The organism is Syntrophorhabdaceae bacterium (assembly GCA_036504895.1).
Taxonomy (GTDB): domain Bacteria; phylum Desulfobacterota; class Syntrophorhabdia; order Syntrophorhabdales; family Syntrophorhabdaceae; genus PNOM01.
The window spans coordinates 1-11,194 of record DASXUJ010000056.1; the positions used below are offsets into that span (position 1 = coordinate 1).

Sequence of the window (11,194 nt, forward strand, 5' to 3'; positions counted from 1 at the left end):
GGGCGGGTAAAAACCCCCCCCGCCTCCATGGACATCCAACCCTCCCTCTCTAGGGCACACGAGGGGGTATCCGACCCCTAAACCTTCTTCGCTAATGGCCGCCTGTGTATTTTTTCAATTCCTTTACAGGACTCAACGCGGTCTTTTCCGTTACTTTTCTAAAGGCGCCTTGGGTCGATGGACCAGGGGGTCCGACGCGTGTGCCATGCCCCGGTGGACTAAGTCCTGACAGACCGGCTCTTTGACAAGATAAAAACCCCAATGATTTCGCAAAAACGAACCGACACCCCTCCCCCCCCCTCAAGGTGATTCACAAGGGGCACAAATACTGGAGCCTCCAAGGTGGCAGCGCAGTAAGCGGCCGGGGCAGAAATGGAGGCAGATGTGTTCACGTGGGACAAAGTTCTCAGCTCAAGGGCCCAAGAAGTCCGATGACTACATGTCTGACATTTTTGGCCTGAAGAAAAAGTTGTGAGCCGGCAGCCTGTCGAGCGCGCTTATGCGGAAATCGGGAGGAGTTGTGGTTGTGCGACTGCGGATAGCCTACAGAAAGCGTTATGTGGCTGAAATAGAGGGTTGGGAGCGGATTTCAGGAAGGAATTAGTTCACCTTATCTGCAAAATCCACTCTTTCCTCGATCCCACTTCACGGGGTCGGGAGGGCTTTATCCTCGGAGCGCCTTGCGAGCACCGGCGGGACCCGCTCGGTGAGGAGAAACGCTCCGAAGGACAGCCACTCATGTCTGAGGAGGTACGACGAGTTGGGTGGCTGAGTGCACGACGAGCCGTCTTTTAGCGGGTGACGGGCGCAGTTGAAGCGGAGAGGATAGAGCCCTCCCGGCCCCGTGCCCCCCCCCACAATGGAGGGCTCCGGCGAAGAATTTAATGTTTACGAATCCAGCACTCCCCGGATCATCCGGGAGATTTGGGTCATGTCGAAGGGCTTCTGGATGAAACCATGGCATCCTTTGTTCATAATCTGCTGTGCCTGGCTGTTCAAGCTATAACCGCTGCTGAGGATTACTTTTGCTGAAGGGTTCGCTTCCCTGATACGTTCGAAAGTTTCTCTCCCCGAGAGGCCCGGCATGATCATGTCGAGGATGGTGATGTCGATTTCGTCCTTCTTCTGCGTGTAGAGCGTAATTGCCTCCTCTCCGTTTTTAACGCCGTGCACGCGGTACCCGAAGGACTCGAGTATTGCCTTGCTCACCGCGAGGACATCGGGCTCATCATCGACAAGAAGGATCGTCTCCGTGCCTCTCATGATTTCCGGAACCGGAGAGTGCTCTTTCACCACAGGCTTTTCCGAGACGGGAAAGAAGAGCGAAAATGTCGCTCCCTTGCCGGGTTCACTTACCACGTCAATGAAGCCGTTATGGTTTTTTACAATGCCATATACCATTGCGAGGCCCAATCCCGTACCCCTGCCCAGTTCTTTCGTGGTGAAGAAGGGTTCGAAGATTCTCTCTTTGGCGATCTCGTCCATGCCGACGCCGGTATCGGTGATGGATATTCGTACATATTTACCGGCCGGCATGGGGAACGCTTTTATATAATTCTTGCCCACTATAATATTCCCGGTCTCGATCGAAAGGTCTCCCCCGGCCGGCATGGCCTGCCAGGCATTGAGGTAGAGGTTGAGCAGTACCTGTTCGATCTGGCCCTGGTCTGCCTCTATAGCCCATAAAGCCTTGTCATATTTCCGATGAATGGTAATTTCCTTTTTGGTTCTGCCGAACATGGTAGAGGTCTTTTCGATCAGTTCATTCAAACTTACGGGTTTGACCACGTATTTTCCGCCCCTTGCAAAACCGAGCAGCTGACCGGCAAGGCCTGCTGCGTTTTTTACCTGCTCTTCGATACGTTTCAGCTTCTCGTAGTGCGGATGGTCCGTGCTGATGTCCAGCATCATAAGAGATGCATATCCCTGAATGCCCATAAGGATGTTGTTGAAATCATGGGCAATGCCCCCTGCAAGGGTACCGATGGCTTCCATCTTCTGGGCGTGGATGAGCTCCATCTCCAGCCTTCTACGCTCGGTAATATCCTCGCATACCATGATATTATCCCCGTTGCCCAGTAACACAGGGATAAAATTGATGATTTTCGTCGACCCGTCTTTGCATGTGGTGTTGAAAATCCTTGGCCGCTGTTCGCCATAACCGGCACTATTCGTATTGTCGAGCCACGCAGAGAGCACGTTGTGGCGATAAGCCCTATCGGGATATGCCTTTTTGAACCACCTTTTGCCATCGGGTATGTCGCTAAGGTCGTAGCCGAAGATGTCCCTGTACTTTGGGTTGATGTAGAGGAATTGTCCGTTTTTATCGACTAAGGCCATCCCGAAGGGGGCATGTTCGGAAAGGGTGGCGAACTTCTGCCTCTCGTACCCCAGTTGTTCTTCAGCGCGCTTACGCTCGGCGATGTCGTTCTTCAGCCTCTCATTCGCTTCTGCCAGGTTCAAAGTGCGCTCTTTGACCCTTTCTTCCAATTCGGCCCGGGCTTTTTTAAGCATTTCGTAAATCTGAAGGCTTTCCAAGGCATTTGCGCTGTTCAGCATGATGATGGAGAGCAAAGAGAGAGAAACCGCGGGAATATTCTTTTCGCCCTGAGAGAGGATCCCGCAGAACAGGCCGCGAATTCTCGAATTCGTGGTCAGTACATGCAGGATTATCTGCCCTTCGAAATCCCTGGTACTCGCCCTGATCGCCCGATTCTCTCTCAAGGACCAGGCAAAGGTCCCGTTATTGATTAAAAAATCGATCTCCTCCGCTAAATATGTTTTGTCCTTCTCCGGCACGCAATCGGCCAGATAGAAATCGGAATTCGCCTCATTTACCAGATAAAACCCTATGGTGCGAAAGGGTATCAGGCTCCTGACCCGGACCCCTGTTTCGGTCAATATGATGGAAGGGTCCTGTCGTGTGCTGATGTTGCTCTGGAAGTCTCCAAGATAGGCAGCCATCTCAAGGGCGTCTACCGTAAAGCGCTGGACCTCTTCCAGGTAATCGAGGCGGGTTTTGAGATCCGCGTCAGGACCTTTATGGGTGTTTACGCCCATCTTTCACCAAAAAAGAGGTATAAAATCTCCGCGACCTGGCGCTTGATGAGTTGGACGATCTCCGCCAATGCCGCTTTTTCGAATCCCAGTTTGTCCAAAACAACGGGCATCATCGGCGGGACGAGGTGCTCCCCGCTGGAGCCCATCTCCAGCGCGTTTGCCAGGACATCGGAGAGGCAGACAATAGAAGCCTCCAGAGGGTACTGCGATTTAAAAGGGTCGTGATGATACCTCACCCCATGCTCCAGCATGAGGGGAAATCTCCATTTTTTAAGAAGCAACCCCCCGAGTTGGGCATGGTCCCATCCCAGGGCTTCAATCTCCGCGTCTCTGAGCAACCCATTGGTCTCAGCAGCCCGGGTCAGGATCTCTCTCGCTTGATGAGGAATTCGGGTATATAAGATGATTCTGCCGATATCATGAAGCAACCCTGCGACGAAAAGTCGCTCTGTATTGAAAATATTCATGTAACTGGCAATCATGCGAGCGCTCACTCCACAGGCAATGCTGTGTCTCCAGAATAATTCCATATCCACAAAATCGACGGGAATATTCTTAAACATGGTGATTGCAGACGTGCCCAATGCCAGGGTACTCAGTTGCTTCGTGCCGATCATCATGACCGCACGGGAAATGGTATGAATTTTTGAGGGAAACCGGTAAAATGCGCTATTCACGAGTCTTAACAGTTTGGCGGAGAGATTCATATCTTTGCTGATTACGTCGGCAATGTGAACCGCGGAGCTTCTGGGATCATCGATGACATTGCAGATCTCCATAAAAACATTAGGAAGAGAGGCAAGGGCAGGCTCTCTGTCTATCAGGGTTTGAGGTGTAACGCCATTTCTTGGGGATGGACGGGCAAGCTCCGATACGGACACGGGCACAGGCTCGGGAGCCGAAGAGACCGCATCCTTGTTGAGCGGCCCTTTCTCCGCCAATTGTTGCGCTTTTCTGAGGGTGCAGATATGGAGGAGCTCTTTAAAGAAAGGATGGTCCAGGCTGCCCGGGGTGAACCGTTTTGCCACCAATGTTTCAGCGGCCTGAAGTAACGCGGGGTCACACTCGTCGGCAATCGAAGGGTCGCTATCGTCTATCCCCCCTTCTATCTCAACCGAGTGGATCCCCCATATTTTCAGGATGCGCCGATGGTCCTCGTCAAGCGCTGTCCCCTTGCCGAAAAGATATCTCCCGTTAGAATGGACGAGATCTTCCGCGAGAACCATACCCGGTTTGATAGCCTCTATGCCGACTCTAAGCAAAATCCCCCTCCCCACCAATTATATTATCGGCCTGCTCCCCTAATTCTTAATGGTTCTGTGGCAGACAAGCTGTATGTGGCGTCAGGGAGGGGGGAATGCACAAGGGGAACGAAGGCGTACAACGGGCGTCATAATGTGCGTAAGCACGGAGCTCCTGACCTTCTTCACCTATTATTTTTGCCCTTGCCTCTCGTCCAGCACCCTGCGGACCGCCTCCGCCATCTCACGTTTGGAGAGGGGTTTCATCAGGAACCCCTTGATCCCCGCTTCGCCGGCTTTTTCGGGAGATACATTTTCATTGTGCCCGGTATAGAGAATAATGGGGATATCGGGTCGTACCTTCAAGAATTTCTTCGCCAGGGCGATCCCGGTCGTCGCGGGCATGGTCTGATCGGTAATGACGAGATCAAACCTGCGGGGATCAATCAGGAACGCGGACAAGGCATCGCGGCCGTCCGTTACCCCAACGACTTTGTAGCCGAGCCGCCGGAGGGTTGCCATACCCCATTTCACAAGGGATTCCTCGTCATCGATGAAAAGAATCCGTTCGGTCCCCCGAGGGATGTCACCTTCGGCGGTGTGACCCGATTGAACGGATGGTTCGGCTTCAGGGATGAAGATGTTGAAGGCAGAGCCCTTCCCCGGCGTGCTCTCGACGGTGATGTCGCCGTGTAAGCTTTTCACAATGCCATAGGTGACCGCGAGGCCCATGCCGGTGCCCTGGCCGGGCTCTTTTGTGGTGAAGAAGGGCTCGAAGATTCTTTGCATTGCATCGGGCTCAATGCCCGTGCCCGTGTCTCTTACGGTGAGGAGGAGGTAGGCGCCTGGTTCCAGTCCGGAAGGCAGAGAAGACTTGCTCGCAGCACCGAGGCGTATGGTAAGCCTCCCTCCCTTGTCTCGCATGGCGAAGCCGGCGTTCGTGCATAAATTCATCACTACCTGTTGCATCTGAGACGGATCGGCGAGAACCGTGTCCGACGTGCACTTTATTTTCAGATCGATCTCCACCGAGGAGGGGAGGGACGCACGAAGGAGCTTCACCGTCTCCTTGATGAGAGGAGTTAATTGCAGGGGGATGACCTCAGAATCGGTCTTCCGGCTGAAGGCGAGGATCTGCTTTACAAGGTCCCTTGCCCGCAAGGCGGCTTTCAGGACATGGGTAAGGGCACGGTCCACGGCGCTATTGACGGGTGCGTTATCGTCGATCGCTATTTCTGTAAAGCCGATCACCGCCGCCAGTATATTGTTGAAATCGTGCGCGATCCCTCCGGCGAGGGTGCCGATGGCTTCCATCTTCTGGGACTGGCGGAGTTGCTCTTCCGTCTTCCTGCGCTCTTCCGTCTCGCGCTGAAGCACTTCATAGGCTCGACTCAACTCGGCGGTTCGCTCCACGACGCGATGTTCAAGCTCCTTGTGAGCGCGCGCGAGGACCTCCTCTGCCTTCCTGCGCTCGGTAATGTCGCTCACCATCCCGACGGAGCGGATAATCCTGCCGGCGCCGTCCCGGATGTGCTCGCATTTTTCACGGACAGTGCGGACCTCACCGTCTGACTTTCTTATGACCCGGTGCTCGATGTCGTAACTGTCTCTTCCCTCACGCACCGAGCCGGAATATGCGGCATCCACTGCCGCGCGATCGTCAGGGTGGACCGCATCGAGGAAGGCATCGTAGGTGGCGCGGAACTCCTGCGGATGAAGGCCAAAGATCCGGTACACCTCATCCGACCACGACAGGCGGTTGCGCACGACATCGAGCTCCCAGCTGCCGAGGTGGGCGATCTCCTCCGCCCTGCACATCCGTTCCTGGCTTTCCCGGAGGCTCTCCTCGGCGCGCTTGCGTCCGGTGATATCGTGAGCCACATGGACCGCGCCGATGAGCTGTCCCCGATCGTCATGCAGCGGGGTTGTGCTGACCACGAAATCGCCTCCCAGCCGGTCATCGTGCACTTCCTCGACATGCTGACGGCCGTCCTTGATGGTTCGGGAATGAGGGCAGAAATCGGGCGGCTCCGGTAGCCCGTGCACCGCCTCATAGCACTTGAGCCCGATCACGTCTTCCGCCTTTATCCCGAGACGCCGCGCCATCGCTTCGTTCACGCGCTGAATCCCATGCTGGTTGTCGAGGATTGCGATCAGGTCCGGCACGCTGGCAAATGTCCGCTCCCAGGCCTCTTTGGCCCGTAAGATCTCCTCTTCCATACGCTTGCGCCGGGTGATATCTTCAACGAACCCCTCCAGAATCAATTCTCCCTTGCTGCTTCGTGCGGTCCAGGCGTGGAGGTTCCCGACAAAGGTGCTGCCGTCCTTGCGTTTGTAGACATTTTCCACATGTACCGGATGATGCTTCCCCTTAATCATGCGGACAATTGGCGGATGGCGGGAGGGATCGGCATAGAGGCACGTGGCTACGTCCCATACGGCGGTCGTAAGTTCGGTCGGAGATGAGTAGCCAAACATGCGGGCGTAGGCCGGATTGACCGTAATGATCTTTCCCTCAGGCGTGGACTGAAATATCCCGAGAACCGCATCTTCAAAAAACCGGCGATACTTTTCTTCAGACGCTATGAGCGCCTCCGCAGCCTGCTTGCGATCGGTGATGTCCCGAACACTCGATCGAACACCCAGGCTCGACCCGTGGGCGTCATAAATGGGCTGCCATGAAACGGCCCCCCATTTCAGGCTGCCGTCTTTGCACCGGAGACGGAACTCCACGTTTTTGCCGCTCGAACCCCGGATTGCTTCTCCAACATACCGGGCTATTGTGCTTCTGTCCCTTTCATCGATGAAGGTCAGAGGATAGTCAGCCATGCCCATGCACTCGTCCACCGTGTACCCGGTGAGTTCGAAGACCGCAGGATTGACCCAGACAAGTTTGCCTTCGGGGTCTGTCCAGCTTTCGCAGTCATAGGTATAATTTACTATTGCGCGGAACCGGTTCTCGCTTTCCCGGAGCTTCTCCTCAGCCCGTTTTAGCTCAACCTCTGATTTTCCCGAATTGGTAATTTGTTGGCGCAGCGCTGCAAGTTCTTTGACCAGCTGCTCTTTTGTCTTATACTTGTCCATCACTATAGCCCCCCGCCATAGTTGAAAGTCACTATTTGAATTATACACCATCGTTGAGGCAAAATGGCGGCATTCCGATATATTTACCGTGGCTGCAGGGGAGCGACTACGGCCCACTGGTATCCGTCGGGATCGACGATGAAGGCCTCTATTCCGAAGGACTCACGCACCGGACCCCGGAGCCACGGGATGCCAAATTTCTTGAGTCGTGCCGCGAAGTCGTCCATATTCGGGGTGGTAAAATGGGGGATCGTGCCGATGCCTTTGGGCTCGCCTTTCTTTTCGAAGTCCCAGGGCCTGGTGCTCAGGGCCACGCCAAATTTTCCGGCCCGGAGTATGGCAAAGCGGATCGCCTTGAACTCGACCCGCATCCCCAGCGCATCCCGGTAAAAACGAACCGACTTGTCGAGATCGGCTACGGTCAGCAGGATGTGGTCCATGCCCGTTACCGCGCCGGGTGTGGGCGCTTTTGATGGACCGAAGTCCATGGGAGCAGCGCAGCCATAGAACAAAAGCATGAGAACCGTCATGGCGACGGAGCCGATTGACGGGAAGCGATGGTTCATCGAAGCCTCCTTGTAAGTCCGTGTCGCTTCTCCACTGGAGCGAAGAAGTATTGGATAAATATAATCATCCGGCTTATATCCCAAAAACAGATTGACACGGTTGGCGGCAATGGATAGAATCCGATTGCCGGATATCCATATCACGCCGGGGAAAGGAGGATTTTATGATCTATGTGATTGCTTCGGTGCATGTGACGCCCGGGAAAAGGGCCGAATTTCTCGGGATTTTCAATGCCAATCTGCCTGAGGTCCGTGCCGAGAAGGGCTGCATCGAATATTTCCCCGCGGTGGACGCGGCGGCTGATATACCGCCCCAGGTGCTCGATGAAGACGAGGTCACAATCCTCGAGAGGTGGGAGAGCGTGGAGGCCCTTCTTGCCCATCTTAGCGCTCCCCACATGCTCGCGTACCGTGAAAAGGTCGCGGATGTGGTGGAGAGCGTTTCCATCAAGGTACTTCGGGAGGCGTAGGATCGGGTCCTGAAACAGGCATGGCGCAGCGTGTGACCTTTATTTGGAATAGTGAACACCCGGCGGTCCGGCGGTGACAGGCTTTCTTCCGGCCAAAGGTCGAACGGGACGTTCCGGGGACATGGTGAAACTCTGCATCAAGGGTATGATCCTGCTTGCGTGCCTGGTTGTGGCCGCGATAAATCCCCGCTTTCTCAACGCCTTCTTTGCCTATCGAATCGCCTTCTTCAATGTCTATCACCTCTTCTGGCTCGCTATTGTCCTGATCCTGGTAAAACGCATGACCCCTTCCCTGAACAAGGACATTAGTTCGGGAAAAATATTCCGGCGCCATTACGGGGCCGGAAGGGAAAGAACCCCTGCAGCGGAGAAGAAGCTTGCCTCCTACGTGGGAAAAATAAACCGAGGCGCCCTCAGGGTTGCCTTCTCCTGGGCCCTCGTGATTGCCGCGACCGGCCTTCTTTACTATTTCCGGGTCTTCGGACCCCTGGGAATTTTCATGGTCGTTCTCTTTTTTATCTTCATGGACCAGTTCTGCGTGACCCTGTGGTGCCCTTTCGAATGGATCATCGGGAACAAATGCTGCAGCGCGTGCAGGATCAATAACTGGGGATACCTCATGGCCTTCGCGCCTCTCCTTTTTATTCCCTCCTTCTGGACCCTTTCAGTGGCGGCCCTGTCCGTGGCGGTGGTCGTTCAGTGGGAATACCAATATCATGCTCACCCGGAACGCTTCTTCGAGTTCTACAACGAAAAACTTCTCTGCAGGAACTGCAGCCGGAGGTGCCCCAAGAAAGAGTCCCGCTTTTCCCATTGAATATTAAGCCCGCATTGCTTACAATGAATGAGACGCAGGACAAGCGAATCAAGCGGGCAAGGAGTTGATCTCATGGGAGAACATTTTGATGCCGTGATTCTTGGCGGGGGGCCCGCGGGGCTCACGGCGGGTATATATCTGATGAGGGCGGGAATGTCCACCCTCCTTTTGGAAAAAGGCATTTTGGGCGGTACGCCCATGAAATATGAGCGGGTCGAGAACTACCCCGGTTTTCCCGACGGCGTGGTGTGCCGCGAGCTCATGAGCCGCATGGCGGAACAGGCCCGGAAATTCGGCCTTGTGACAAAGGAGTTCTCGGAGATAGAGGAAGTCGCGGCAAGGGGCGATCGCTTTACCATAAAGGCGGGGGGCGCGGAATTCGAATGTGAGGGCGTCATCGCGGCCACCGGGACCGAGTCGATGAAGCTCGACATCCCGGGAGAGAGCGAACTCCTGGGACGGGGTATCTCCTATTGCGCCACCTGTGACGGCGCTTTCTTCCGGAATCTTGAAATAGCGGTCATAGGGGGCGGCGACGCGGCGATCCAGGAAGGCATCGCCCTGGCTCATATCGTAAAAAAGGTGTATGTCATTCACCGCAGGGATACGCTGCGGGCCCAGAAAATCATTCAGGATAGGGCCTTCGCGAACAGCAAGATGGAGTTTCTCTGGAACAAGGTGCCCCTGGAAATCAAGGGCAAGGACCAGGTGGAGTCGATCCTTCTCAAGGATACGGAGACGGGTGCGTCCACGGAGTTGAAAGTGGACGGCGTCTTCATCTATGTCGGGGCAAGGCCCGCGACCTCTTTCCTGGGTAGCCTTGTGGACAGAGATAGAGGGGGGTTCATCGTCACCGGCGAGGACCTTGCCACCAGGACGAAAGGGCTTTTCGCCGCAGGGGATGTACGGAAAAAAGCGTTGAGGCAGATTACCACCGCAGTCGGCGACGGGGCCCTCGCAGCCGTGAACCTCGAGAGATATATCCTGGGGAGGCGGTAGCCTGGGGTCCGGGCGCGGGTGGGATGGCATGAGAGCGGTCGCAGGTGAGGGTTTTAAGGGCGGTGCGAAGTGGGCAGGGTTCTAAGGGATTTCTTCGCCGGGTCCATGATCGTGGCGGCAGGGTTCATCCTCAGCCTCGCGGCCCTGATACTTTTCCTCATTCTCTGGCTGATTTTCAATATACTCGGTTTCTTCGTCAAAATATTATTTTATATATTTCTCTTTTTTGCAGCCCTATGGGGCGTGGGCTATCTTTATCGAAATCTCCGGGAGGGGAAGTGACCGCACCCCATCTCCCGTCCTGCCCGGCTATCGGCAGGAGTCATTTTGTGAGAACCATCGTTATGACCCTGCTCTTTGCCTGCTTTATTTTTATCCCCTTCTTTTCTTCTTCCTACGGCGCCCAACATATTGTATTGTATCACGTGGGCGAGAAGGACCAGGAGGCCCGCGTGCTTTTGAAGAAGCACCTGGCAGGGAAGGGCTTCGTGGTTTTCACCTATGAAGGGACCGACAGGATCGAGAAGCAGGTGGAGATTGCGAATAAGATAAACCGGCTGCGGGCCTCGCTCTTCATGGCAGTGGAATTCACCTTCTCCGATCAGGAGAATGTGATCGTCGCCGTCTCCAACGCGAAAAAATCGGAGGGGCAGTTTCTCACCATCGAGGAAGTGCCTGCGGTCCATGTGGGCCGTTCGAGGGAATTTGCCCTCCTTGTAGCGGAGCGGTTCAAGGGAAAGGTCTTGGATCTCCCCCTTTTCCCCCTCCTGGGCATCGATATGCCGGGCCTTTTCCTGCGTATTACGTGCCCTAAAGAGAAGGCGGGAGAAGTGTTGTCGGAAGTCAGCGAAAGTATGCAGAAATATTTTACCAGGGGTATAAAAGATGAGGGAAAACAATAGAGCGAACGATAAGATAAGAGAACTCAGAATCTCAAAGAATTTTCTCAAATATCCG

Annotated in this window: 9 protein-coding genes; 5 read left to right on the forward strand and 4 right to left on the reverse strand. The window is 54.8% G+C overall.

Annotated features, from left to right (window positions below):
- Positions 1-888 precede the first annotated feature (888 nt).
- The 4 genes from VGJ94_07305 to VGJ94_07320 all read right to left on the reverse strand — a co-directional run bounded on the left by VGJ94_07305 (position 889) and on the right by VGJ94_07320 (position 7,951).
- On the reverse strand, positions 889-3,060 hold the full coding sequence (locus VGJ94_07305; protein ID HEY3276412.1) for a response regulator: 2,172 nt from the start codon (positions 3,058-3,060) through the stop codon (positions 889-891).
- Positions 3,051-4,322, reverse strand: a complete 1,272-nt coding sequence (locus VGJ94_07310; protein HEY3276413.1) for an HDOD domain-containing protein — start codon at positions 4,320-4,322, stop codon at positions 3,051-3,053. Before VGJ94_07310 ends, VGJ94_07305 begins: the two co-directional genes overlap by 10 nt.
- A gap of 171 nt (positions 4,323-4,493) precedes the next feature.
- Positions 4,494-7,385 (reverse strand): PAS domain S-box protein, encoded by a 2,892-nt coding sequence (locus VGJ94_07315; protein ID HEY3276414.1) that lies wholly within the window; start codon positions 7,383-7,385, stop codon positions 4,494-4,496.
- An 83-nt stretch (positions 7,386-7,468) separates the two neighbouring features.
- A complete protein-coding gene (locus tag VGJ94_07320) occupies positions 7,469-7,951 on the reverse strand; it encodes a VOC family protein (GenBank protein ID HEY3276415.1) in 483 nt (160 codons plus the stop codon).
- Between the two features lie 164 nt (positions 7,952-8,115).
- Here VGJ94_07320 and VGJ94_07325 point away from each other — a divergent pair, with 164 nt between their 5' ends.
- From VGJ94_07325 to VGJ94_07345, 5 genes are all read left to right on the forward strand, one after another.
- Positions 8,116-8,421, forward strand: coding sequence for a putative quinol monooxygenase (locus VGJ94_07325; GenBank protein ID HEY3276416.1), 306 nt, complete (start codon positions 8,116-8,118; stop codon positions 8,419-8,421).
- A 121-nt stretch (positions 8,422-8,542) separates the two neighbouring features.
- Positions 8,543-9,238, forward strand: a complete 696-nt coding sequence (locus tag VGJ94_07330) for a hypothetical protein (GenBank protein HEY3276417.1) — start codon at positions 8,543-8,545, stop codon at positions 9,236-9,238.
- A gap of 72 nt (positions 9,239-9,310) precedes the next feature.
- Positions 9,311-10,237 (forward strand): thioredoxin-disulfide reductase, encoded by a 927-nt coding sequence (trxB, locus tag VGJ94_07335; protein ID HEY3276418.1) that lies wholly within the window; start codon positions 9,311-9,313, stop codon positions 10,235-10,237.
- Positions 10,238-10,306: 69 nt separating this feature from the next.
- Positions 10,307-10,519, forward strand: coding sequence for a hypothetical protein (locus tag VGJ94_07340; protein ID HEY3276419.1), 213 nt, complete (start codon positions 10,307-10,309; stop codon positions 10,517-10,519).
- Positions 10,520-10,566: 47 nt separating this feature from the next.
- The gene (locus VGJ94_07345; GenBank protein HEY3276420.1) at positions 10,567-11,139 is read left to right on the forward strand and encodes a hypothetical protein; all 573 of its coding nucleotides are present in this window, start codon (positions 10,567-10,569) and stop codon (positions 11,137-11,139) included.
- The last annotated feature ends 55 nt before the right edge of the window (positions 11,140-11,194 follow it).